Origin of the sequence: Microbacterium sp. CGR2, from assembly GCF_003626735.1 — a bacterium.
In the GTDB taxonomy this organism is placed as follows: domain Bacteria; phylum Actinomycetota; class Actinomycetes; order Actinomycetales; family Microbacteriaceae; genus Microbacterium.
The window spans coordinates 907,966-932,802 of record NZ_RBHX01000001.1 but is presented as its reverse complement, the minus strand read 5'-3'; the positions used below and the strand labels follow the sequence as shown (position 1 = coordinate 932,802).

Here is a 24,837-nt window from a genome sequence, read left to right as displayed (position 1 = left end):
GCACTCGGCGAGGTTCAGAATGCTGTGGAGTCTTCCTCGTACCGATCAGCGGCGGGCGGTCATGCGGGGGAAGAGGAAGGCGGCGAGCATCGCCGGGATGACTCCCAGAAGCAGAATCGCGCTCCCCCAGCCGAGAACTGCGGCAAGTGTTCCCGCCAAGACCTGCGGAATGAACGCCCCGAGCGAGGTGGCTGCGTTGTTGAGTCCGAGCGCTGTTCCTGCGTGTCCCGGTCCGGCGAGAGCGGCGATCTGGGCGAAGTGAGCACCCTGCCAAGCGCAGCTGGCGACACCTGCCACGACGAGAGCGAGGAAAGTCGCGAGCAGAGGGAGATCCTCCCCGAGCGCTACCACGATCAGACAGGACGCCTGGGCGACGGCCAGGAACCGGACGACGATCGTCCGGCTGAGCCATCCGATCAGATCGGTGCTGACGCCTGCCGCGACACGAAGGGCGCCGCCGACGAACTGCATTGCGGCGACGGCGGCAACGCCGGCAGCCGGCGGATAACCGTGACGTTCGGCGAGGATCGCGGCAGTGAAGGTCAGCACGAGGAACTGCACGACATCGAGGAGCAGCCCACTCGCGGCGACGCGCCACACGGACAGCTGACGCAGCGCGGGTCGTACCCGGATCTGCTGTGTGTCGGCGCTGGCGGGCTGAGCTGTGACGACCGCTGGTTCGAAGACGAAGACCCAGATGAGCGCCGCACAGATGCCGCACGCCACCGCGAAGACGACGAACGTCAACGGAGGCCCCCAGCGTGCAAGGAGCGCCGAGTACGCCAGAGTGCCGGCCGCCCCGCCCGCTGACACAGCCGCCACCCGCAGTGAGACGAGAGTGCCGTGGCGGCGCTCCGCAAACCATCCGAGAATGGAGCTTCCGCTAGGCCCGGTAACGGCGCCTCCGGCGCCCGCCGCAACGAACAGCAGAGTGGCGATTGCTGACACTGATGGTCGGGCCATCGAGGTCACTGCCGCAACGGTGACGAGTGAGAGCATCGACCCCACCACGCCGATGAGCAGGACGCGACGTTCGCCCAAGCGATCGGCCGCCATTCCCCAGGGTAATTCCGTCACGACGACCGCGATACTGGCTCCGCCCAGCACTAGTGCGAGCCCACCCGTCGAAAGATCGAGCGATCCCTGGAGGAGCAACGACGCCGCGGGCAGGCCGAGAAACGTCGCGCTGAACACCATTTGTGAAGCGATGCCGATCGCGAAGATGATCCAGCGATTCGCCGTCCGCTTCTGCTTCTTTGTCGTCGCCATTCGCTCGCCTCGCGGTCAAGCTGCAGCGCCGAGGGCCCGAATCGCATCGCTGACCGCTTCAGGCACAGTGCGGAGGATGCCATCGAGAGCATTGACGTAGTACCTGGCACTCTGAGCAAGACTCCCCACTGCGTAGATCGGTGACCAGGCACCGCCCTCCCCGATCAGTTGCCATGTTCCGTATCTCACGCGCAGCCCCCCGAAGGTGTCTCGCCGGGCGAGGCCTGCGTCAATCAAGCTCTGGATAAGCGGGCTACGCGTGTCGGCGAAGCCTCGGGCCGCGTTGCGGTGTGCCGAGATGACCAGATCGGCGGCCTGAACGTCTCCGCTCCGGCAACTCAGAGCTTTGCTCTCGACTCGACGTAGTCCCGCTTTCACGCTCAGCTGACCCGAGATCATCGCGTCAGTGAGTTCCTTCGCTGTCGAGGGTGGCATCGGGTTGCACCAAGATTGAAAGTAGGGATGGAACCACCGCCGAAACGCCTTGCGACTTTCGTGGTCAAGCAGGTTCCACGCGTCAGCCATGGCTTCGTCGCAGAGCGCGACGAAGAGGCTGCGCCAGCTGCGTTCCGTTCGAGAGTCGGCCTGGAGTGCTTGTAGCGGCGTGAGGTCTCCGTGGAGAATACGCCGCGGCGTGTCGAGGCAGATCCCATGAGCGTCTGCCTCGAACTGAATCTGTTGAAGGAGGGTTCGCAAGTCAAGAGTGGACATCGTTCGCAGGCGGTCTCGAGTCAAGACCTTCGGCGTGATTTGTCCTGCCGCCCGCGTCCCTGGAAGCATCCCCCGCCGTGAAGCGAGTGTGATTCGTCCGCCATATCCATGCGATAGGAGGGCGCGCGCGACATCGACCGCCGTGAGGCCGGTGCCGACAATGCCGACATGTGACGTGCCGAGCGCCCGGAGCACGGTGTCGTCGAGCGGATAGGCAGGGATGGTGACACCATCGGTGGTTCCGCTCTCGTCCCAGCCGACGCAGAGAAAAACAGCGTCGAAGTACTCGAACCGCGCGGTCGCAGTCGAGACCGCAAGGCCCCGGTCAACCGACCGTGCGACCGACGTCACTCGGAAAGGCACGCAGTGTAGCGTCCCGTTTCGGGGGATCCATTGGCGCTTCAGCGACTCAAAGGTGTCCGCCAAGTACGCTCCGAACACGGGACGCGGCACGAAGCCGTCCGGATCGCGCCCAGTGCGGCGTAGCCATCGCGAGAAGTCGGCTTCGTCACCCGCGCGGACGGACATCATCGAACTGGGAGCGTTGAGTAACGGTTCCCTGTGATCCTCTTGGTAGGCAAGGCCCCGCCCCGACCGCCGAGGATCACCGAGTCCCGGGTCGAAAAGTGTGAGGTCGAGCGACTCGGGCGCACTTTCCGACAAAGAGAGAGCAGTCGCGAGACCAGCAGCTCCCACACCCACTACAGCAATACGCAAATCACCCTCTCTGATCTTTCCCTTCGAAAGGGAACCTGACCGGGCGCGCTTCGGGACGAACATGCTGTCCAACGCGCGACCGATGGCTTCCGATCATGGACGGGGACGGTTGGGCCGCAGCAGCGTCAGCATCGTGTTACGTACTGGCGATCGGGCAACACCGTCGCATTGAGTACTCGTGATCGAGTTCTTAAGTGGCCGTCAGCGCCGATGCAGTGTTTGGACGGCTACGCATTCGCGCAGACCCGATGCCTGCCTCGACGCGCGATTGCGACCGCGCCGCCCTACGGGCTGATGGCGTTGCGGATGGCGAGGACCGCGCCCCCGCGCGCCCACTCCCCGAAGTCGAAGGGCTGCACGTCGACGTCCACCTGGTCGAGGTCCTCGTGATAGGTCTGACGGATGCCGCGCCACACGTCCGCGTCCGCGAACTCGAACACGGCCAGCCCATCACCGGAGAGGATGACCTTCGCCGGGTCGATGAGGTTCGCCACGGTGCCGATGATGCAACCCAACGCGAAACCCGCGTCGGCGAATGCCTGGAGCGCTGACGGCCGTCCGGCGCGAGCCTGCTCGAGAGCGTGCTCGTACGTCCGTTCCCCGCCCGCGTCACGGGGGAGCGCGCCCGCGATCGCCGAGCTCGTCAGGTAGCTCGAGGCACAGCCGCGGTGGCCGCGGTCGCAGTAGGGCCCGGCGGGGTTGACGATGATGTGGCTCATGTTGCCGGGCGTTCCGTGAGCGCCCTCGACGAGTTCGTCGTTGACCACCAACCCGCACCCGATGCCCACACCGACGGTGATCACCGCCATCGTGCGCAGTCCCGCTCCCGCCCCGAACCAGTGCTCAGCAGCGGTGAGTGCCTGCACGTCGTTGTCGACGGAGCAGGGGAGTCCCGTCGCATCCTCCAACAGGCGGAGAAGAGGGACGTCCGCCCAGCCGAGGAACGCCGACTCGCGCACGATGCGTGAGCGACCAGCCCCTTGGATCGTTCCGGCGAGGGCCACGCCGAGAGCGGTGAGTGGCCCCCATTCCTTCTCGAAGGCTGCGACCACCTGCGAGATCTGATTCAGTACGCTCGGCACCGAGCGGTCGACCAGCGGTTCGTCGTGCGTGTCGACCACCGTCGCGCCCAGGTCGCTCACCACGGCGTAGAGATGGTCCCCTGTCAGTTTGAACCCGACGAACCGTCGAGAATCCGCCTTGAGGTGGAGCAGCTCCGACGGGCGTCCCAGACCGCTCCGCAGTTCGGTGCCGCCCTCGAGCAGAAAGTCCTCGTCGACGAGCGAGCGCGTGATGCGGGTGAGGCTCGGCTTCGACAGGCCGAGGCGGGCGGCGAGCTCAGCGCGCGGCAGAGCGCCGTGAACGACGATCTCCCGCAGCACCGCGCGACTGGCCGCGGACATCGTCGGCCACGCCCCGGGTCTGCCGCGTGCGATCACGGTTCGAGGGTAGTGCGCTCGTGGTGGCGCGTCGGCGCGTCCCTTCGCAGCGGCCATGACGGTCACCACCTTTCGCTTCATAGCGTAACGAAGTATCTCGAAAAAGCATCCGACCTCCCAATATTCCGGAAGGTCTTGACGCCACATAGTAACTATACGAAACTAAAGCCCGACGGAAGCGAGCCGCTGCCTCCGTCGCCACCCACGAAGACGTGAGAACAGGAGCCGTTGATGGCAACGACGATGACGTCGCCGGCGCGAGAGCACACCCGCAGGCCCGCGCACCCCGCGCGGCCCCGCCGCAGATGGTCGAGAGAGGCCCTCGTCGCGATGCTCTTCGTCGCACCGGCCGCCCTGGGCTTCGCGGTCTTCACGCTCGTTCCCGCCATCCGCGGGTTCTACTACTCGTTCACCGACTACGACGTCTTCCAGCCGGAGAGCTTCGTCGGGACTGCCAACTACGAACGGATGATCGCCGACCCGGTCTTCTGGAACTCCCTGGTGGTGACCCTGCAGTACGTCGTCATCAACATCGTCTTCCAGACGATCTTCGCTCTGGTGCTCGCCGTTTTGATGCACCGCCTCACGCAATCGCTGGTCGTCCGTGGAATCATCCTGGGCCCCTACCTGGTCGCCAACGTCATCGTCGCCCTGGTCTGGTTCTGGATCCTCGACTACCAGATCGGCATAGGCAACCAGTTCATCGAGTGGCTGGGTCTGGATCGGCTCGCGTTCTTCGGCGACCCCGCCCTGGCCATCCCGACGATCGCCTTCATCAACGTCTGGCGTCACGTGGGCTACACCGCACTGCTCATTTTCGCCGGGCTGCAGATGATCCCGAAGGAAATGTACGAGGCATCCGCGATCGATGGTGCCGGCGAGTGGAAGACCTTCTGGCGGATCACCGTGCCACTGCTGCGTCCGGTCCTCGCCGTTGTTCTCGTCGTCAGCATCATCGGATCGTTCCAGATCTTCGACACGGTCGCGGTCACGACCCAGGGCGGACCCGTCAACGCCACGCGCGTCATTTACTACTACATCTACGATCTCGCGTTCAACCGCTACGAGTTCGGGTACGCGTCCGCTGTCTCCGTCGCGCTCTTCCTCATCCTCGCGGGAGTCAGCCTGCTGCAACTGCGGCTGACCCGTGCGAACCAGTCGGATCTGGCATGAGCGCCGCATCGCCCGCTAGGAGGTCGACCATGTCCGTCCCGCCCACCCTTCCCATCGAACCGGCGCCGCTCGCCCCTGTGAACGACACCGACCCCGCCCCGACCAAGCCGATCGGCACCGTCTCCTCGCCGGTCCGCGGGCGGCCGAGGCTGCGTGGTCGCATCGGCCGCGTCCTCGCCTGGGCCTTCCTCATCGCATCGCTCGTGCTGACGCTCTTCCCCTTCTACTGGATGCTGCGCACGTCGTTCTCGTCCAACGCCGCTCTCGCCGCCAACTCCGGGAACCTGCTGCCCGCAGAATTCAGCCTCGGCGGGTGGAAGCGCGTCCTCGGGTTGGCGACGCCGGAGGAGGCGCTCGCCGATGGCGGGTCGGGAGCATCCCTCGACTTCTGGTTGTACCTGCGCAACTCGATCATCGTGGCGACGATCACCACCGTCGTCCAGACGTTCTTCTGCGCGCTCGCCGCTTACGCCTTCGCGCGCCTGCGCTGGCCGGGGCGGGACGCGATGCTCTTCCTGTTCCTGACAGCCCTCATGATCCCGCCGATCTTCACCACGCTGCCCAACTTCATCCTCATCCGCGACCTGGGACTGCTGAACACCTTCCTCGGGATCATGCTGCCCTCGCTGCTCATGGCGCCGTTCTCGATCTTCTTCCTGCGGCAGTTCTTCCTGGGCATCCCGAAAGAGCTCGAAGAAGCGGCACGACTGGACGGTGCGGGATATGCACGCACCTTCTTCCAGGTGGTCGCGCCCATCTCGAGTGCGCCCATCATGACTCTCGCGATCCTCACCTACATCGGCACCTGGAACGAGTACTTCTGGCCGCTGCTGGTCGGCCGATCCGAAGAGGTGCGGGTGCTGACCGTGGCACTCGGGGTCTTCCGATCGCAGACACCTCAGGGCAGCCCCGACTGGGCTGGACTCATGGCCGCGACACTCATCTCGGCGCTCCCGATCATCATCCTCTTCGCGCTCATGGGCAAGCGCGTCATCAACTCGATCGGGTTCTCCGGTCTCAAGTGAGCACCATCGCGCGCTCGCGCACCATCACCCATTCATCACCGAAAGGACGCACCATGACACGGCAAAGAAGTCTGTTCACTGCGGCAGCCGCAGTCGCGGCATCCACCATCGTTCTCGTCGGCTGCAGCAGCGGGGCAGGCGGCGGAGGCGATGGCGCCGCCGTCGAGTTGGACTACTGGGTGTGGGATGCCAACCAGCAGCCCGGCTACGAGGAATGTGTCGCCGCATTCACCGAGGCGAACCCCGGCATCAGCGTGAAGACGACGCAGTACGGCTGGGACGACTACTGGTCGACCCTGACCGCCGGACTCGTCTCCGGCGACGGGCCGGACGTGTTCGTCAACCATCTGAGCTACTACCCGGGCCTCGCCGCCAAAGGCCAGCTGCTCGCCATCGACGATGCCGTCGAGGCGGAGGACGTCGACCTGGCCATCTATCGCGAGGGCCTCGCGGAGCTGTGGGTAGGTCAGGACGACAAGCGCTACGGACTGCCGAAGGACTACGACACGGTCGCCGTCTTCGCGAACAGCGAGATGCTGGAGAGTGCCGGGGTCACGAAGGAGCAGCTCGACGCTGCGGAGTGGAACCCGGAAGACGGTGGCACATGGGAGCAGATCATCGCCAGCCTGACCGTCGACACGAACGGCGTCCATGGGAACGAGCCCGGGTTCGACAAGGACTCGATCGCCGTCTACGGTCTGGGCCTCAACGCCTCCGGAGGAGGAAACGGTCAGACCGAGTGGAGCCAGTACGCGTTCAGCAACGACTGGACCCACACCGATGAGAACCCGTGGGGTGAAGAGTTCAACTACGGCGACCCGGAGTTCGTCGAGACGATCGGCTGGTTCCAGTCGCTCGCTGAGAAGGGGTACATGCCCACGTTCCAGATCGCGTCGTCCGGCATCGGCCAGATCGACGCATACGGCGCGGGCAAGTACGCGATGGTGACCGAGGGATCGTGGAACACCCGCGCGTACGTCGGCCTCGAGGGCGTCACGACGGCCATCGCCCCGGTGCCGGCAGGGCCGAACGGCGAGCGCGCATCGATGTTCAACGGCCTGGCCGACTCCGTCGCCGCGACGACCGCCCACCCGGAGGAGGCAAAGCAGCTCGCCGTGTTCCTCGCATCGAAGGAGTGCCAGGACATCACCGCCGCGAAGGGAATCGCCTTCCCGGCCGTGGAATCCTCGGCCGACATCTCCCGCGAGGCATTCGCTGACGCAGGGATCGACACTGCGCCGTTCGAGGTGCCGATCGAAGAGGGCAGCACCTACCTGGCACCCGTCGCAGAGAACTGGGCGGAACTTCAGGCCATCATGGGCCCGGCGATGGACGCCATCCTGAGCCTGCAGGCTGATGCGTCGACCCTCGTCGAAGCCAACGAACAGGTCAACGATCTCTTCCGCTAGGCGCGCGCCCGATACCCGTCCGTCAGATCCTCCCCGACCGGAGAAGCAATGCACGATTCCCTCATCCACTTCTCGTCAGCGGGCATGTCACTCCTTGTGCATGTCGGAGGCGATGACCTTCCCGCCATCGTCCACTGGGGTGCGGCCCTGGGCCCCCTCACGGATGCGGAGGCGCGGACGCTCGCGTCGGCGTCGATCGAGCCGGTCGTCCCGAACGCGATCGACGTCCCGATCCGACTCGCCGTCATCCCCGAGGGGTGGCGCGGGTGGACGGGCAAACCGGGGATCGAGGGGCATCGGGCCGGTTCCGACTGGTCGCCGAGGTTCCGGCCCACGCAGGTGAGCCTCGACGATGCTCCCGTTGCGCCGGGGCTCGTCGAGGTCGCCGCGGGCGTCATCATCGTCGAAGCGGTGGATCCCGAAGCGGAGCTCGCCCTCGCCCTGCACCTCGAACTCACCGAGTCGGGAGTGGTGCGGGCAAAGGCGGTGCTGCGCAACACCGGGGCGGGCGACTACGACGTCGCGGCGCTGAACGTCGCGTTTCCGATCCCGCCCGTGGCGCGGGAGATCCTCGACTTCGCCGGTCGCTGGGGCAAGGAGCGCGTGCCCCAGCGCAGCCCGCTGGTCGTCGGCATCCACGAGCGTGAGGGCCGGAAGGGGCGGACCGGTGCGGATGCCGCGACGGTGCTCTCTGTCGGCGTGCCGGGTTTCGGCTTCGGCGCGGGTGAGGTCTGGGGGGTCCACGTGGGCTTCAGCGGGAACCATCGGTCGTACGCCGAGCGGCTGTTCTCCGGCGTGCAGGTGGTCGGCGGAGGCGAGCTTCTCCTCCCCGGTGAAGTTCGGCTGCGCACCGGCGAGGAGTACTTCTCGCCGTGGATCTACGGCGTGTACGGGAACGGGCTCGACGAGCAGGCGTCACGGCTGCACCGGATGCTGCGGGCCCGGGAGGTGCACCCGCGGCATCCGCGCCCGGTGACTCTCAACGTGTGGGAGGCCGTGTATTTCGATCACGACCGCGACCGCCTGTTCGATCTGGCAGAGCGGGCGGCGCCGCTCGGCATCGAGCGCTTCGTCCTCGACGACGGCTGGTTCCGCGGTCGCAGGGACGATTCCGCCGGGCTCGGCGACTGGTACGTGGATGAGGAGGTCTGGCCAGAGGGCTTGGCACCCCTGGCCGAGCACGTCCGCGAATTGGGGATGGAGTTCGGTCTGTGGTTCGAGCCCGAGATGATCAACCCCGACTCCGACCTGGCACGCGAGCATCCGGAATGGATCCTTGCGGTGGCGGGACGAACACCGGTGCTCGCACGCAACCAGCTCGTTCTCGATCTGGGCCGGGATGAGGCGTACGAGCATGTGCTCGAGCGGATGACCGCCGTCCTCGAGGCCACCGCCGTGTCCTACATCAAATGGGACCACAACCGCGATCTCGTCGACGCGGGGCATGGCGTGCACGGGGTGCCGGGCGTCCATGCGCAGACCCTGGCGACCTACCGTCTGATGGCCGAACTGAAGAGGCGATTCCCTTCCCTCGAGATCGAGTCGTGCTCCTCCGGAGGGGCGCGCGTCGACCTCGGCATCATCGAACACACCGACCGCGTCTGGGTGTCGGACTGCATCGACCCGCTGGACCGCCAGCAGATGAATCGGTGGACGATGCAGCTGCTCCCGCCGGAGATGCTCGGCTCGCACGTCGCATCCGGCGTCTCGCACTCGACCGGTCGCTCGCACACCCTGGGATTCCGTGCCGCATCGGCGATGTACGGGCACTTCGGGGTCGAATGGGACCTCGCGGCCGCCACGGAGGACGAGGTGCGCGAGCTCGGCGCGTGGATCGAGGCTCACAAGTCGTACCGTGAACTCCTCCACACCGGCGACATGGTTCGGGTCGACACCTCCGACCCGACCCTCAATCTCTACGGTGCCGTCGCGAGCGACAGGAGCGCGGCGTTGTTCGTGCTTGCCAGCGTCGGCAGGTCGGAAGTCGCGCCGCTCGGCCGCTTCACGCTTCGCGGTCTCGACCCCGATCGACGCTACCGGGTGCGACCCGTCACCCCGGGCGGCGCCCCGCGCGGTCTCATCGCGCCGCCCTGGTTCGGCGACGATGACAACGGGGTGGAGCTGAGCGGGCGTGCGCTGATGACGGCCGGGCTGCACACGCCGGCGATGTACCCCGAATCGGCGATCCTCCTCGACGTGAGTGCGACCACGTGAGTGGATGCATCCATAGCCACCGTCCGAACCTGCAGGGAGAACTTCGATGATGCTCGAGCGCAAGACGCTGCACGAGGGGTGGACGGTCGCCGCGGGCCGCGGCCCGGTGCCGGATCACATTCGCGACGCCGGTGCCGTGCCGGCATCCGTCCCGGGCTCCGTGCACACCGATCTCCTGGCCGGCGGACTCATTCCGGACCCGTATCTCGATGAGAACGAGAAGACCCAGGCGTGGATCGGCATCACCGACTGGACCTATCGGACGGTCTTCGATGTGCAGCCGGGTGACGCGCACCAGGAACTCGTCTTCCAGGGCCTCGACACCATCGCGAAGGTTCGCCTGAACGGCGTCGAGCTCGGTGAGACGCGCAACATGCATCGCACACACCGCTTCGACGTCTCGGCCTCTGTCGTCGACGGGTCGAACGAGCTCGTGGTGGAGTTCGCATCGCCGGTTCGAGCGGCGGATGCGGCCAGTCTCGCGCTCGGCTATCGTCCGCATACGAACCATCACCCGTACAACGCCATCCGCAAGATGGCCTGCAGCTTCGGATGGGACTGGGGAATCGACACGTCGACGTCGGGAATCTGGCGTCCGGTCACCCTGGAGAGCTGGTCGGACGCCCGCTTCGGCGACGCCCGGATCGCGGGAGTCCGCATCGACGGCGAGGCGAGGCTGCAGGTGGCGGTGCCCGTGCGCGGCACGGCCTCCCGGATTCGGCTGCGCGTCGCGGGTGTCGTACACGAGGCGGACATCGTCGACGGTTGGGCCCGCGTCGACATCGCCGTGCCCGGTGCCGAGTTGTGGTGGCCACGAGGTCACGGCGCGCAGCCGCTGTACGACCTGGAAGTAGACCTGCTCTCGTCGGCCGGTGAAGTCCTGGACCGCCTGACACGGCGTATCGGCTTCCGCAGCGCCGAAGTGCGGCTGGAGCCGGATGCCGACGGCACCGCCTTCACCATCGTGGTCAACGACCGTCCGATCCTCGTGCGCGGCGCGAACTGGATCCCTGAGGACGCGTTCCCGCACCGCGTCGACCGGGATCGATACGCGCGGCGCCTCGCTCAGGCCGAGTTCGCGGGCATCAACCTCATCCGCGTCTGGGGTGGGGGCATCTACGAGTCCGAGGATTTCTACGCCGAGTGCGACGAGCGCGGCATCCTCACCTGGCAGGATTTCCTGCTCGCGTGCGCGGCGTATGCCGAGGAAGAGCCCCTGTGGAGCGAGTTCGAGGCCGAAGCGGCCGAGGCCATCGCGCGCCTGGGCGCCCACCCGTCGCTGGTGGTCCTCAACGGCAACAACGAGAACATCTGGGGCTATCAGGACTGGAACTGGCCGCAGCGTCTGGATGGGCGCACGTGGGGAGCGGGCTATTACTACGACCTGTTCCCGAAGCTGGTGGCCGATATCGCGCCGCATGTGCCGTACACGCCCGGCAGTCCGTTCTCGCCCGACCGTGACATGCACCAGAACGACGCATCGAACGGCACGACCCATGTGTGGGACCTCTGGAACGTCAAGGACTGGCCCCACTACCGAGACCACCGGCCGCGATTCGTCGCGGAGTTCGGGTGGCAGGGGCCGCCCACGTGGAGCGCGCTCGTGGCGGCGATCGGAGACGATCCGCTCACGCCGGAGTCGCCGGGGATGCTCGTGCACCAGAAGGCCGCCAAGGGGAATGACAAGCTCACCGACGGTCTGACAGCTCATGTGCCGCTGCCGAACGACATGGCCGACTGGCACTGGGCGATGTCGCTGAACCAGGCGGTCGCCGTGCGAACGGCCATCGAGTGGTGGCGGTCCTTGACCCCGCACTGCACCGGCACGATCATGTGGCAGCTGAACGACTGCTGGCCGGTGACCTCCTGGGCGGCCGTTGATGGCGCCGAACGGCGCAAGCCCCTGCTCTACGCTCTCAAGCACGCACATCGAGAACGCCTGCTGACGGTTCAACCCGACGGCGGCGCTCTCGTGCTGTCCGCCGTGAACGACACCGCTGACCGTTGGACGGGAGAGGTGGTCGTCGAACGTCGGTCGTTCGTCGGGGGAGTCCTCGCCACGGAGCGGATCGCGATCGATGTCGCACCGCGTTCCGCCTGGCGAGATGCCCTGCCCGACGCGATCAGCACCGCCGGCGATCCGACGCAGGAACTCGTCGTCGCGCGCCTGGAGGACGACGTCGCGCACGCCTTCTTCGCCGAGGCACGTGATTCACAGCTCGCAGCGGCGGAGCTCGATGTGGCCGCACACCCGACGAGTACCGGATGGACTCTCGAGGTGACCGCCCATTCGCTCGTGCGTGAACTCACTTTCCTGGTGGATCGCCTCGACCCGGAAGCGATCGCGGACGACGCCCTCGTGACGCTCCTTCCCGGCGAGCGCGCGACACTCACGGTGAGCGGAGCGACGGATGCCGCGGCATCCGACTTCGCCATGACACCCGTGCTGCGCACGCTCAACGACCTGGTGCAGGGCGGCGTGTGAGGCGGCTCTCGTGGCGGGCCCTGACGGGGAGCTCAGTCCTCGAAGCGTGACGAGGCTTCTTCGGCGATCTGTCGTGCCGCCCGAGCTGCTTCGGCGAGGCGGGAGGCCTGCGCACCGAGATCGGCCAGGTCCGAGGCGGCAGCGTCGTGTCTCCGGGCGATCTGCAGGTTGGCGCGAAGGTTGATGACGGCTCCGGCGAGGCCGGCACCGAGCGCTTCGGCGGCGACGGCGAGGTCGGCCGCAAGATGCGGGTTCCCGATCTCGGCGAGGAGTCGCACCTCCGGCAGCAGGCGGATGCCGACGTCTCCGAGTCGAGCGGACGACGCTGCGGCGTCGACCGCTGCCTTCCGCACCCGAGGCTCCCGGTCGGGATCCTCTGTCGACAGTGCGAGAGCGGCGCCGAAGTCCGCGGACGTGACCCCGTCGGCCTCGGCGGCGTCCAATGCGTCCGAGCGAAGGGCGGTGAGGCGGCTGCCGCACTCCGTCGCCCCCGGGTCGTCGGCGGTGTACTCGGCGACCATCCGCAAGAGGGATGCCGCGATCCCCAGCATCACCCGGATGCCGCCCCGCCGCCAGGATCGCCGGTCGGCTGACCGAGGGCAGCGAGCCATCCGTCCAGCGGGGTGGACGTCGGGATGTCTGCGCGCTCCGCCATGCGCGCCACCTTATCTCGCCGGGTCCTGCGCCAGCAGCACCGCCGCCCACCGCCGAGCCGCCTGGAAGGGTTCCGGTAACGTCGCCATCCCCACCGTGACGATGGCCCCTTCGTAGAGCAGCATCATCACCTGCGCCGTGGCACGCGGATCGCGCAGGTCGGCCTCGGCGCAGAGTTCTTCGAAGAGGTCGAGCAGCCAGATCTTCTGGCGGGACACCTCGGGGAGCACCGGGTGTCCTTCCGCGCCCTCCCCGAGTTCGGCACGCGCGTTGATGGCGCTGCATCCCTTCGGGCTGTTCTCGTCCGACCAGGAGATGGCGGCGTCGAAGATGGCCAGCACGCGCTCGGCGCCCGGCTCCGGCACCCGGGCCAGGTGTTCGGTGACGTGATCGCGCCAGCGCGCGTCCCGGTGCTGCAGGTACGCGACCACCAGCGCCTCTTTCGAGCCGAAGCGGTCGTAGAGGGTCTTCTTGGTCACGCCCGCGGCTTCGGCGATCGTGTCGACGCCCACCGCGTGGATGCCGCCCTTGTAGAACAGGTGCGACGCGGCATCGAGCACTCGGCGGGCGCCGGGAGTGAGCGGAGCGAGTTCGGGAACGGGAAGGGGCATGCAAAAACTATACCAACCTGTATAGTCGAAAGCATGAGTAAACAGGTCGGTATACTTTCAGTGATCGTGACGGTCGCGGCTGCCGCCGCGTTCGTCCTCACGTGGAGCTCCGGCTTCCTCATCGCGGCCATCGCCACCGTCGACGTCTCGCCGATCACGCTCCTGGTCTGGCGATTCGTCCCCCTCGCCGCCGTCCTTCTCGTCGTCGTCGGCATCACCGGGAGCGCCAAGGGGCTGACGGGTCGAGCGCTCCGGACACAGGCCGTGATCGGGTTGTTCGCCCAGTTCGGCTACTGCACGGCGGTGTATGGAGCAGTCGCCGCCGGCATCGCCACCGGAACCGTCGCGCTGATCGACGCCGTTCAGCCCCTGGTCGTCGCCGTGCTCGTCGGCCCACTCCTCGGCATCCGGGTTCGCTGGGCGCAGTGGGCCGGCCTCGTCGTCGGCGCCCTGGGTGTGCTGCTCGTGGTGCGCTCGCAGTTCGGGGCGTCGACCGCCGAGCCTGCCGCCTACCTGCTTCCGGCGGTCGCGATGGCCTGCCTGATCGTGGGCACCTTCGTCGAGCGACGCTCATCGGTGCGAACCGGAGTGCTGGTGACCCTGACCATCCATGTCACCGTGAGCGCGGCCCTGCTGCTCGTGATCGGCGCGCTGACCGGGTCGCTCGTGCCCCCGGCATCCGCATCGTTCTGGCTCGCGGCGGTACTCACCGCGGTGTTCCCGACGCTCGCCGCCTATGGCCTCTACTGGTGGCTGCTGGCGCGGGTGGGCATCACGATCCTCAACGCGCTGCTCTTCCTCATAGCCCCCGCGACCGCGCTCGCCGGAGCTGTTCTCCTGGGTGAGCCGCTGACGATCGTCACGGTCCTCGGCTTCGTGCTCTGCGGGGTCGGAGTCGCCGCCGTGCTGGCGAGTGAGGTGCGCAGCCGTGCGGTCACCCCTCGATCACGCTCGAACGCGTTCGAATCACACGAGGTGTCCCACTCCGGCCACCGATGAGACCGATCGGGCGATTCGAAGGCCAGGGTCAGGGTCGGACCCGGACCGTCCGCCCCTCGAAGGTGACCAGATCTCCGTCGTGGAGTTGGCGGCCGCGCCGCCGATCCACCTCGCCGTTGACGGTCACGTAGCCGTCGATGACGACCTCCTTCGCGTCTCCTCCGGAGTCGAGGAGGCCGGAGTACTTCAGGAACTGACCGAGGCGGATGACGTCTCCGCCGATGGAGACATCGTCGATCGGGTCGGGGTTGGTCATGTGAGAATGCTAGCCGTCGCCGGCCACGGATGATCTCCCTGCGTCAGATGCGCGCGAGAGCCAGGTCGACCGCAGACGCCGAGTACTCTCGCTCGACGACCATCGCGGCGAGCCCGACCGCTGTCGCTCTGTCACCCAGGGTCGACTGGCTGATCGTGAGATGCCGCGTCGCCCGGGGGAGTGACCGCGGGTACAACGTCTCCCGTACGCCGGCCAGCAGTGCCGGCGATGCGAGCTTGCCGCCGACCACCACCTCGGAAGGATTGAGCAGGGAGACCACGGTGGCCACGACCTCGCCGATCACGCGACCTGCCTCCTGAGTGAGCCGCGCGGCGTCCGGATCCCCGTCGGCGAGGTACGCCCCGACATCGGAAGCCGACGACGCCTCCTTCCCCAGCGCGGTGAGCGCCCGGGCCACGGCCCGCCCCGATGCCGCCGCGGCGAGGCATCCGTGCGCTCCGCACTGGCACAGGAGGTCGCCGTGTCCCGAGATCTTCACGTGTCCGATGTCTCCGGCTCCGCCGTCTGCTCCGCGATAGACGCGCCCGCCCAACACGATCCCGGTTCCGATGCCCGATGACACCTTGAGGAAGCAGAGGGCACGAGAGTCCGGATGTGCCGCGCGCTGTTCGCCGAGGGCGGCGGCATCCGCATCGTTGGACACGAGAACGGGGACTCCGAGGGCGCTGTCCAGATGGTCGGGGATCGGGTACGCGTCCCACCCCGGCATGATCGGCGGCTGGGACGGGCGTTGAGTGTCCGGGTCGACCGGGCCGGGGATGCTGAGGGCGATGGCGGCCACGCGGTCGCGCGTGATGCCGGAACGCTGCAGCAGCCGGCCTCCGCGCTCGGCGATCGCATTGAGCGTCACGTCGGGTCCGTCGGCGACAGCGACGTCCACGCGTTCCTCGACCATCACCCGACCGGCCAGGTCGGTGAGCGCCACGGTGGTGTGCGTGGTGTCGACGTTCGCCGCCAGCACGTGGGCGTGCCCGGTGTTGAACTCCAGCCGGCGCGACGGTCGACCCGCTGCGACCTTCTCGGTGCCCGACTCGACGATGAGACCCGCCTCCAGCAGCGCGTCGATGCGCGTCGCGACGGTCATCCGGGACAGCCCGGTCACGTCGAGGACGTCGCCGCGCGTCAGAGCGCGGCGTTCGCGAATGAGCTCGAGCACGTCACCGGGACCGGGCATCTCCACCTCCAGGGGTCCCATTCAGCATAATGTTTGACAGCTAGGCGAGTTATGTCTAGGTTTTAGTCTTAATGACAGTCGACCCGACGGCTGAGCCCTGCAGGATCCAGCGCAAGGAGGCGCCCAGTGAAGACCAGAGGTACCGCAGCAGCAATCGCCATGGTGAGCCTGACAGCACTCGTGCTCTCGGGGTGCACCTCCTCCGGCGACGACAGTCAGAGCGACGAAGGCATCACGTTCTGGTTGCAGGAAGACCTTCCTGACCGGGTGGCGGCGACGCAGGAGATCGTCGACGCGTTCACCGAAGAGACCGGGATCGAGGTCGAACTCGTCTCCGTCGCGGAAGATCAGTTCTCGCAGCTCATCACCTCGTCCGCCGCAGCCGGGGACCTCCCCGACGTGATCGGTGGGATCTCACTCCCACAGGTGCGCACCCTGTCGTCCAACGAGTTCGTCGACACCGACGCGGTCGCATCGGTGATCGAAACGCTCGACCCCTCGACGTTCTCCGAGAACGCCCTGGCGCTCACGTCAGACGGCGACACGCACCTCGCCGTCCCGAGCGAGTCCTGGACGCAGATGCTGTTCTACCGCACCGACCTGTTCGAGGCGGCCGGCCTGGAAGCCCCGGACTCGTACGAGTCCATCCTCGCCGCAGCGAAGAAGCTCGACTCTCCCGAGGTGGCCGGATTCGTCGGCGCCACGGCTCCCGGCGACGCCTTCACCGAGCAGACCTTCGAGCAGATCGCCCTCGGCAACGGATGCGAGCTCGTGAACAAGGACGGCGAGGTCGGGCTCGATTCCGACGCCTGCGTCGATTCCTTCGAGTTCTACGGAGACCTGACCCAGAACTACTCCGTGCCCGGTGCCCAAGACGTCGACACGACCCGCGCGACCTACTTCGCCGGTGGTGCGGCCATGTTCATCTGGTCGAGCTTCGTGCTGGACGAGATGGCGGGGCTTCGCGACGACGCCAAGCCCTCATGCCCCGAATGCGTCGCCGACCCGGCCTTCCTCGCGGCGAACACGGGGGTCGTCACCTCGATCGCCGGTCCGGATGCCGACACCGCCGCGCAGTTCGGTGAGATCACCTCGTGGACCGTCACCGAGGGCGCGAACGCCGAGGCATCGCAGTCGTTCATCGAGTACATGATGAGCGACGGCTACGAGCCCTGGATCGCGATCGCCCCGGAGGGCAAGGTTCCGGTCCGTACCGGCACCGCCGACGAGCCGACCCTCTACTCCGACCTGTGGGGGACCCTCCCCGCCGGAGTCGACACCAAGGCTCCGCTGTCCGACTTCTACGCACCCGAGGTTCTCGAAGCCGTTGCCGCCGGCCCGCAGGATCTCGCTCGCTGGGGTATCACGCAGGGGCAGGGCAACCTGCTCGGAGCGCTCCAGGGCGAGCTTCCCGTGTCGACGGCCGTCAGTGACGTCGCGCAGGGTGGAGACCCCGCCGATGCCGCTGCGAGCGCCGCCGAGACGGTGCGTTCGATCGGCGAGTCGCTGGAATGAGCAGGGTCGCACAAGGCACCGGGTCCGGGGCGGTTCGCCCCGGACCCGGGACCACGCCCGGGAAGCCCTCGGGCGGCGGGAAACAGCGTCGACGCTCGCGGCACAACCGCGAAGAGAACCGCACCGGTCTGCTCCTCATCTCCCCGACCTTCCTCATCATCCTGGTCGCGGTGGTGCTGCCGATCATCTGGGCGATCTCCCTGGCCTTCCAGGACGTCCGCCTGATCAACATCCGCGGCACCGGCATCATCGGCGACTACACGCTCGACAATTTCGTCGAAGTGCTCACCTCGCCCGGCTTCTTCAGCGCGTTGTGGACGACGATCGTGTACTCGGTGTGCGGCACCGCGCTCGCCATCGGCATCGGGCTCCTCGCCGCTCTCGCTCTGCGCAAGCCCTTCCGCGGACGCGGGCTCATCCGCGCCTCGCTCCTGCTGCCTTACGTCGCTCCGGTGGTCGCTGCCACCTTCGTCTGGTCGACGATGCTCAATCCGCAGTTCGGTATCGTCAACTGGTTCGGCGTCAACGTCCTCGGATGGGACGACCCGGTCGCCTTCCTGTCGGATCGCGCGCTTCCGGTGAGCATCTTCGGCTGGGAGGTCGACCTGCCCATCGCGCTCATCACCGTCATCCTCTTCGAAGCCTGGCGCTCGTTCCCCTTCGCGTTCCTCTTCCTCACGGCCCGCCTCGAAGCAGTGCCGGGCGTGCTCGACGAGGCTGCACGCGTCGACGGGGCCACGCCCACTCAGCGCTTCCGTCACATCCTGCTGCCGCAGCTCCTGCCGACGATCGCGGTGCTGTGCGTGCTGCGCTTCATCTGGACCTTCAACAACTTCGACGACATCTACCTGCTCACCGGCGGTGGTGCCGGCACGGAGGTCGTCTCGGTTCGGGTGTTCGACCTCCTCACCGCGCGGGGCGACATCGGCGCGGCCGCAGCTCAGGCCCTCGTGCTCGCCGCGATCCTGGCGGTCCTCGTCGGCATCTACCTGAAGTTCTTCGGCAAGCAGGAGGAGCAGGCATGAGCGTCCAGACGACTACCTCCGCCCGCGCGACGGACCGCACCTCGCGTCGGGGCCTCGACCGTGACCGCATCGAGAACGGCGTCTTGAGAATCCTCCGCCCGGTGGTGATCGTGCTGCTGGTGCTCGCCGCCGTGGTGCCGTTCTACTACATGGTGTTGATGAGCTTCCGCTCGTTGGACTCGCTGCTGCAGAATCCCGGGGCGCTGTGGATCTCGATCGAGGAGCTGGACCTCTCGACGTACCTCCAGGTCCTCGCCCCGGTGGATGCCGGCGGGCAGGGCTTCATCGTCTTCATGCGCAATTCGTTGCTGGTCGCCCTCGCGACGGTCGCGTTGACCCTCCTGGTTTCGATCCCCGGTTCCTACGCCGTGAGCCGGCTGGCGTTCTTCGGTCGCCGACAGGTCTCGGGTCTCTTCCTGGTGGTGTACTTCTTCCCGGCGATCCTGCTCGCGGTGCCGCTGTTCGTGTTCTTCACACAGATCGGGCTGCGAGGGTCGCTGTTCGGGCTGCTCCTGGTCTACGTCTCGCAAGTCGCGGCGGTGTCGATCTACACGCTCCGCAACTACTTCGCGACGATCCCGGTCTCGCTGGAAGAAGCGGCGGCCCTCGACGGATGCAGTCGCTTCCAGATCATGCGCAAGGTCAGCATCCCGCTGGCGATGCCCGCCATCGTCTCCAACGGTCTGTTCATCTTCATGATCGCCTGGAACGAGTTCCTGTTCGCGCTGCTGTTCCTCGTCGAGAAGCGTGACGCCTGGACGGTTTCGCTCGGCCTGTCGCAGCTGTCGGGGAGCATCGAGGTCCCCACCACGGTGCTCATGGCCGGGTCCGTCATCCTCACTCTCCCCATCATCCTGCTCTTCTTCGCATCGGAGCGCCTCCTCGTCGGAGGCCTCACTGCCGGTGCGGAGAAGGGCTGACCCTTCGGAAGGAAGGCACGCCCGTGCCCCAAGTCGTGCAGTTCTCCGCCGTCCGAGAGGTCGAGCTGGTCGAGATCGAAGCGCAGCCGCTGACTCCGGGAAGCGTCCGCATCGCGACCTGGTACTCGGGGATCTCCGCCGGCACCGAACTCACCGCCTATCGCGGCACCAACCCGTACCTGACGTCGACCTGGGACACGGAGCGACGGATGTTCGTTCCCGGGGAGCCGAGCTTCGGATATCCGGTGAGCGGGTGGGGGTACTCGGAGGTCGGGCAGGTCGTCGAGGTCGCGGACGACGTCACGAGCGTGCACGTCGGCGACGTCGTGCACGGCATCTGGGGGCATCGCAGCGATGCGGTCGTGGCGGCGGTACAGGTCGCCGGACGTCGCGTCCCGGACGGCGTCGATCCCGTCCTCGGGACGTTCGCGCGCGTCGGAGCCATCGGGCTCAACGCCGTCCTCGCGGCCGACGTGCGACTCGGCGAGCAGGTCGCCGTCTTCGGTCAGGGTGTCATCGGGCTCCTCGCGACTCGCCTCGCCACCCTCTCCGGCGGCAGCGTCATCGCCGTCGACACACTGGCGACCCGCCTGGCGATGGCGACGACATTCGGGGCGGCGCACGCGGTCGATGCGCTCCGGCAGGGCGGCGCGGGCGAGATGATCCGAGAGCTCACCGGCGGAGGAGCCGACAGTGCGATCGAACTGTCGGGCACCGATCGTGCCCTGCATGAGGCGATCCGCGCCGTCGTGCCCGAGGGGCTCGTGGCGGCATCCGGCTTCTATCAGGGGGGTGCGACGAACCTCCGTCTCGGCGAGGAGTTCCACCACAACCGGGTGCGCATCGTGGCCAGCCAGATCTCCGGCGTTCCGGTCTCACTCGGGGGGCGCTGGGACCAGGCGCGGCTCGTGCGCACCGTCATGCGGCTGATCTTCGCGGGCGACGTGGATGCGGCGGCGCTCATCTCGGACGTCGTCCCCGTCGCCGATGTCGCCGGGGTCTTCGAGCGGCTGGATGCCGGTGACCCCGAGATCCTGCAGGCTGTGCTGCGGTTCGAGGCGGCTCCGGAGCGGATGCCGTGACAGCGGTTCTCTCCTCCCGCCCGAACTTTCCCGAACGGCGTCGCGGTGTGGGAATCGTCGGCGCCGGTGCGATCGCACGAACAGCCCACCTGCCCGCATACCGGGGCTGGGATGTACCCGTCGTCGCGGTGACCTCTCGCACTGTGGAGGACGCGAAGGCGCTCGCCGCCGATTTCGGGATCGAGACGGTGCACGAGTCGCTCGATGCGATGCTCGCCGACCCCCGTGTCGAGATCGTCGACCTTGCGACGGGGCCCGCGGGCCGTATCGAACTCATCGCCGCCGCGGTCGCTGCCGGCAAACACGTTCTCGCACAGAAGCCGCTGGTGAACGACCCGTCCGAGTTGCCGCGGCTCGCTGCAGTGCTGGATGAGGCGCGGGCGAGAGGTGTGCGGGTCGCCGTGAACCAGAACGCGCGGTGGGCACCGGCCTGGCGCCTCGCCACGCTGCTGATCCGCGAAGGGCGCATCGGCGAAGTCGTCGGCGTGACCCACCTGCACGACAAGCCCCTGCCGCCGCTGGTGGGGACGCCGTTCGACGATGTGCCGCACATGCTGCTCAGCGACTACCTGGTGCACTGGATCGACATCACCCGCTGCTGGCTCGAGGGCGGGAGAGTCATGGCCGTCACGGCATCCGATCATCGTGTCCCCGGTCAGCCGGACGGGGCCCGCAACCCGTGGGGCGCGGACCTCCGCATCGATACGTCGACGGGGGCGAGTGCGGCGATCCGCATCGTCGGCGATGCCCGTGCGCGGAGCATGGGCTGTCCGTTCTGGATCCACGGGACCGAGGGAACACTGCGCGGAAGTCTCCTCGTCGGCTCCGATCATCTGACGCTCGAGCGCGACGGTGACAGCGTCGGCTTTCCCCTCACCGGCGAGTGGTTCACCGACGGGTTCGCGGGCGCGATGGGGGAACTGCAGACCGCGATCGATGGACAGCGAGAGCCGGAGAACTCGGCCGCCCATGTTGTGGCGACGGTGCGCATGACTCTCGCGGCCGTGGAATCCGCCGAGCAGGGAGGAACCCCCGTGCACCCGATCGACCTCGAACTGACGACAGCCGGGGAACCCACTGCCCCCGTGCGGAGTGGAGAAGCGTGACCGTCCTGGATGAGATCCCCGTCGGCCCCGACGCTCGGGTGTATGCGGAGGGATGGCAGAGCTGGAGCCCGACGACCTGGTATGCCCGGGGCGACGCGGTGCACCGTCCGGAGGAACCCTGGCAACACGCGATGAGGTTCCGTCCTGGCACCGATGTCGCAGAGGGTGCGGTGCAGGGCGAGGGTCTGCTGGTCGTCGACCCCGGAGAGGGCAGCGCGGCTCGAGTCTTCGGCACTCTCGATGCGAGCCGCGAGGTGCCCACTCTTCGCGCCTCCTGGCAGGGCGACAGGATCGTCGTCGAGACTGAGGGGACCGGTGACGGTCTCGCGTCGTGGACGCAGGAAGCGGACGGGGCGGATGCGCGCGCCACGGCTCTCGCCTCCTTCGGAGACCGCTTCGGCGCAGCATCCGGCGCACGGCTCCAGCCGCGCTCGCCGCGGGTGTGGTGCACCTGGTACCAGTACTTCGAAGAGGTTGGTGCCTCGGATGTCATCGAGAACCTGACGGCGATCGACGAGACCGGCCTGGATGTCGATGTGGTGCAGATCGATGACGGTTGGAGCCTCGGCACCGGCGAGTGGACCGCGCCGAACCCGCGATTCGGGTCGCTTCCCGACGCCGTCGAGGCGATCAGAGCGACGGGCCGCCGGGCAGGCATCTGGGCGGCCCCCTTCTCGGTGGCCGCGACCTCGACCGTCGCCACGGAGCATCCGGAGTGGGTCCTCGGTGACGCCGGCCGTAACTGGGGCGACGATCTGCGCGGCCTCGATCTCACCCACCCTGGCGTCCGCGACTATCTCGCTCGCGTCTTCACCGACATCCGCGAGCTCGGCATCGACTACGTCAAACTCGACTTCCTGTACTCGGGAGCGCTGCCGGGCACGCGCTGGGACGCCGACGCCACACCGATCTCCGCCTACCGCTCGGGCCTGGCCCTCATCCGCGACGTGCTCGGCGACGAGGCGTTCCTCCTCGGCTGCGGTGCGCCGATCCTCCCCAGTGTCGGGCTGGTCGATGCGATGCGCGTGTCCGGCGACACGTTTCACGAGGGCGGCGAAGACGGCTCGCAGGGCCTGCGAGGACGGATGTCGCTCGAGGCGAGGTCGTGGCAGCACGACCGGTTCTGGACGAACGACCCCGACTGCCTCGTCGCCCGCCCCCAGTTCGCGCTTCGTGAGGAATGGGCGGAGGTCGTGCAGGCCGCCCCCGGCATCCGCGGTTTCTCGGACCGCATCGGCGGATTGGACGCGCGAGGGATTCATCTCGTTCGCGAACTTCTGAAGGAGACACCGGTATGAACGAGCAGAACACCATGAGGGATCGCCTCGCGCCGCTGGTGCAGCAGCTCTACCCGGATGCCGTGGACGAGGTGCTCACCGACCTCGTCGATCTCGCCGAGAGGTGGCGGGCACGCCTGTCTCCGGCCCGCGGGAACGCCGGCCATGTCGGCCCGGATGAGAGCACTGCCTACCTCATCACCTACGGAGACTCGTTCCGCAGGCAGGGCGAGACGCCGTTGCACACGCTGGCCGGGGTGCTGCGCGAGCACATCGGCGATGTCATCAGCGACGTGCATCTGCTGCCCATCTATCCGTGGACGTCCGACGACGGGTTCGGAGTGGTCGACCATCGTCAGGTGAACCCCTCGTTGGGCACCTGGGACGACATCTCGGACCTCCGCGGCGAGTACGCGCTGGCGTTGGACTTCGTCGCGAACCACATCTCGAGTTCATCGCCGTGGTTCCGCGCCTGGCTCGCCCGCGATGGGCGCTACGACGGATACTTCCTCGATCCGGGCCCCGACTTCGACGTCTCCCGGGTCGTGCGCCCCCGGGTCAGCCCCCTGGTGCACGAGTACGGTCGCCCCGACGGCACGACCGCCAGGGCCTGGACGACCTTCGGGCCCGACCAGGTCGACGTCGACCCCAGCACTCCTGCGGTGCTTCTCGACCTGACCGACATCCTGCTCGGGTATCTCGGGCACGGCGCGACGACGGTGCGTCTGGACGCGATCGGGTACCTGTGGAAAGAGTCCGGAACCACCTGCATCCACCTGCCGCAGACGCACGCGATCATCCGGATCTGGCGGATCCTCGTCGACGAGCTGTCCCCGGGGACGCTGCTGCTCACCGAGACGAACGTCCCGCACGCTGACAACATCACGTACTTCGGCGACGGCAGCGACGAAGCACACATGGTCTACCAGTTCGCCCTGCCGCCCCTGGTGCTGCACGCCTTCGTCACGGGCAGAGCGACCGCATTGTCGGAATGGGCGAGCGGTGTGGGGCCGGTCAGCGACACAGCCACCTGGTTCAACTTCCTGGCCAGCCACGACGGCATCGGCCTGCGCCCCACCGAAGGGCTGCTGACGGATGCCGACCGAGACCTCCTCGTCGAGAGAACGCTTGCGCGCGGCGGCAGGGTGTCGATGGCCCGACGCCCCGACGGCAGCGAAGGCGTCTACGAGCTCAACACCAACTTCCTCGACGCGCTCGTCGATCCCGCTGATTCCGATTCCGACGTCTCGGCGGTGCGCCGCGGCCTCGCGGCGCATGCGATCCTGCTCTCACTCGTCGGCGTTCCGGCGATCTACCACCATTCGCTCCTGGGATCCGAGCAAGACCGACAGGGGCTGGAGGAGAGCGATATCCCCCGGCGGATCAACCGCGAGGTCCTCGACGCCGACCGCCTGCGCGAAGAACTCCACGTGTCGCGTCGTCGGCGCGGGATGCTCGAAGGAATACGGGCGATGCTCGCCGTACGGCGGACTACGCCCGGATTCTCGCCGTTCGCGTCGCAGCGGATAGAGCAGCTCGATCCTCGCGTCATCGTCATCCGCCGATCCGCCGCCACGGCGGATGAGGTGGTCGCGGCCGTGAATGTCAGCGATCAGACGGTGCGCTTGGAGTCGCTCCGCGGGACGGACCTGCTCACCGGCCTGGCTCACGCGGGCGTCGAACTCGAGCCCTTCGGCTATGTCTGGCTCGCGCAGGGATCGTTCTGACGAGGTCGGAGAGCCGACCCGGTGATCA

At 67.5% G+C, this 24,837-nt stretch carries 20 protein-coding genes; 13 read left to right on the top strand and 7 right to left on the bottom strand.

Features of this window, described 5'->3' with window-relative positions; all coding sequences use genetic code 11:
* Positions 1-45: 45 nt before the first annotated feature.
* From D7252_RS04750 to D7252_RS04740, 3 genes are all read right to left on the bottom strand, one after another.
* Complete coding sequence (locus D7252_RS04750; RefSeq protein WP_120774339.1) at positions 46-1,269, bottom strand: MFS transporter; 1,224 nt, start codon at positions 1,267-1,269, stop codon at positions 46-48.
* Positions 1,270-1,284: 15 nt separating this feature from the next.
* Entirely contained in the window at positions 1,285-2,760 is a 1,476-nt protein-coding gene (locus D7252_RS04745) for an FAD/NAD(P)-binding protein (protein WP_120774338.1), read from the bottom strand.
* A 221-nt stretch (positions 2,761-2,981) separates the two neighbouring features.
* A complete protein-coding gene (locus tag D7252_RS04740) occupies positions 2,982-4,136 on the bottom strand; it encodes an ROK family transcriptional regulator (RefSeq protein WP_259461048.1) in 1,155 nt (384 codons plus the stop codon).
* Between the two features lie 231 nt (positions 4,137-4,367).
* On the opposite strand from D7252_RS04740, the gene D7252_RS04735 reads away from it, so the two are divergent.
* From D7252_RS04735 to D7252_RS04715, 5 genes are read left to right on the top strand one after another with little or no spacing between them, the layout of a single operon-like run.
* Positions 4,368-5,309 (top strand): carbohydrate ABC transporter permease, encoded by a 942-nt coding sequence (locus D7252_RS04735; RefSeq protein ID WP_120774337.1) that lies wholly within the window; start codon positions 4,368-4,370, stop codon positions 5,307-5,309.
* A 29-nt stretch (positions 5,310-5,338) separates the two neighbouring features.
* Positions 5,339-6,334: a carbohydrate ABC transporter permease gene (locus D7252_RS04730; protein WP_120774336.1), complete on the top strand. Its 996-nt coding sequence runs from the start codon at positions 5,339-5,341 to the stop codon at positions 6,332-6,334.
* Positions 6,335-6,387: 53 nt separating this feature from the next.
* Positions 6,388-7,743, top strand: coding sequence for a sugar ABC transporter substrate-binding protein (locus tag D7252_RS04725; protein ID WP_120776805.1), 1,356 nt, complete (start codon positions 6,388-6,390; stop codon positions 7,741-7,743).
* Between the two features lie 48 nt (positions 7,744-7,791).
* Complete coding sequence (locus tag D7252_RS04720; RefSeq protein ID WP_215110894.1) at positions 7,792-9,957, top strand: alpha-galactosidase; 2,166 nt, start codon at positions 7,792-7,794, stop codon at positions 9,955-9,957.
* A 46-nt stretch (positions 9,958-10,003) separates the two neighbouring features.
* Positions 10,004-12,442 carry a glycosyl hydrolase 2 galactose-binding domain-containing protein gene (locus tag D7252_RS04715; RefSeq protein ID WP_120774335.1) on the top strand — a complete coding sequence of 813 codons (2,439 nt, stop codon included), beginning with the start codon at positions 10,004-10,006 and terminating at the stop codon, positions 12,440-12,442.
* 32 nt (positions 12,443-12,474) lie between these two features.
* Here the strand turns inward: D7252_RS04715 and D7252_RS04710 are convergent, their stop codons facing one another.
* Both D7252_RS04710 and D7252_RS04705 read right to left on the bottom strand, forming a co-directional pair.
* Positions 12,475-12,993: a cyclodeaminase/cyclohydrolase family protein gene (locus tag D7252_RS04710; protein ID WP_251050987.1), complete on the bottom strand. Its 519-nt coding sequence runs from the start codon at positions 12,991-12,993 to the stop codon at positions 12,475-12,477.
* 114 nt (positions 12,994-13,107) lie between these two features.
* Positions 13,108-13,707 (bottom strand): TetR/AcrR family transcriptional regulator, encoded by a 600-nt coding sequence (locus D7252_RS04705; protein ID WP_120774333.1) that lies wholly within the window; start codon positions 13,705-13,707, stop codon positions 13,108-13,110.
* Positions 13,708-13,740: 33 nt separating this feature from the next.
* Here D7252_RS04705 and D7252_RS04700 point away from each other — a divergent pair, with 33 nt between their 5' ends.
* A complete protein-coding gene (locus D7252_RS04700) occupies positions 13,741-14,706 on the top strand; it encodes a DMT family transporter (protein WP_251050605.1) in 966 nt (321 codons plus the stop codon).
* A 28-nt stretch (positions 14,707-14,734) separates the two neighbouring features.
* Here the strand turns inward: D7252_RS04700 and D7252_RS04695 are convergent, their stop codons facing one another.
* Together D7252_RS04695 and D7252_RS04690 are read right to left on the bottom strand one after the other, a co-directional pair.
* A complete protein-coding gene (locus D7252_RS04695; RefSeq protein WP_120774332.1) occupies positions 14,735-14,962 on the bottom strand; it encodes an RNA-binding S4 domain-containing protein in 228 nt (75 codons plus the stop codon).
* Positions 14,963-15,005: 43 nt separating this feature from the next.
* Positions 15,006-16,178 (bottom strand): ROK family transcriptional regulator, encoded by a 1,173-nt coding sequence (locus D7252_RS04690; RefSeq protein WP_251050604.1) that lies wholly within the window; start codon positions 16,176-16,178, stop codon positions 15,006-15,008.
* 105 nt (positions 16,179-16,283) lie between these two features.
* Between D7252_RS04690 and D7252_RS04685 the strand changes: the two genes are divergently transcribed.
* Genes D7252_RS04685 through D7252_RS04655 form a run of 7 tightly spaced genes read left to right on the top strand, consistent with a single transcriptional unit; the run spans position 16,284 to position 24,809 of the window.
* Entirely contained in the window at positions 16,284-17,672 is a 1,389-nt protein-coding gene (locus D7252_RS04685; protein WP_259461047.1) for an ABC transporter substrate-binding protein, read from the top strand.
* Entirely contained in the window at positions 17,669-18,697 is a 1,029-nt protein-coding gene (locus D7252_RS04680) for a carbohydrate ABC transporter permease (RefSeq protein ID WP_120774329.1), read from the top strand. The genes D7252_RS04685 and D7252_RS04680 overlap by 4 nt, the downstream gene beginning before the upstream one ends.
* A complete protein-coding gene (locus D7252_RS04675; RefSeq protein ID WP_120774328.1) occupies positions 18,694-19,617 on the top strand; it encodes a carbohydrate ABC transporter permease in 924 nt (307 codons plus the stop codon). The genes D7252_RS04680 and D7252_RS04675 overlap by 4 nt, the downstream gene beginning before the upstream one ends.
* A gap of 23 nt (positions 19,618-19,640) precedes the next feature.
* Positions 19,641-20,699 (top strand): zinc-binding alcohol dehydrogenase, encoded by a 1,059-nt coding sequence (locus D7252_RS04670; protein WP_120774327.1) that lies wholly within the window; start codon positions 19,641-19,643, stop codon positions 20,697-20,699.
* The gene (locus D7252_RS04665; RefSeq protein WP_120774326.1) at positions 20,696-21,805 is read left to right on the top strand and encodes a Gfo/Idh/MocA family protein; all 1,110 of its coding nucleotides are present in this window, start codon (positions 20,696-20,698) and stop codon (positions 21,803-21,805) included. Before D7252_RS04670 ends, D7252_RS04665 begins: the two co-directional genes overlap by 4 nt.
* On the top strand, positions 21,802-23,103 hold the full coding sequence (locus D7252_RS04660) for a glycoside hydrolase family 36 protein (RefSeq protein ID WP_120774325.1): 1,302 nt from the start codon (positions 21,802-21,804) through the stop codon (positions 23,101-23,103). The genes D7252_RS04665 and D7252_RS04660 overlap by 4 nt, the downstream gene beginning before the upstream one ends.
* Complete coding sequence (locus D7252_RS04655; RefSeq protein ID WP_120774324.1) at positions 23,100-24,809, top strand: alpha-amylase family glycosyl hydrolase; 1,710 nt, start codon at positions 23,100-23,102, stop codon at positions 24,807-24,809. The genes D7252_RS04660 and D7252_RS04655 overlap by 4 nt, the downstream gene beginning before the upstream one ends.
* Positions 24,810-24,837 lie beyond the last annotated feature (28 nt).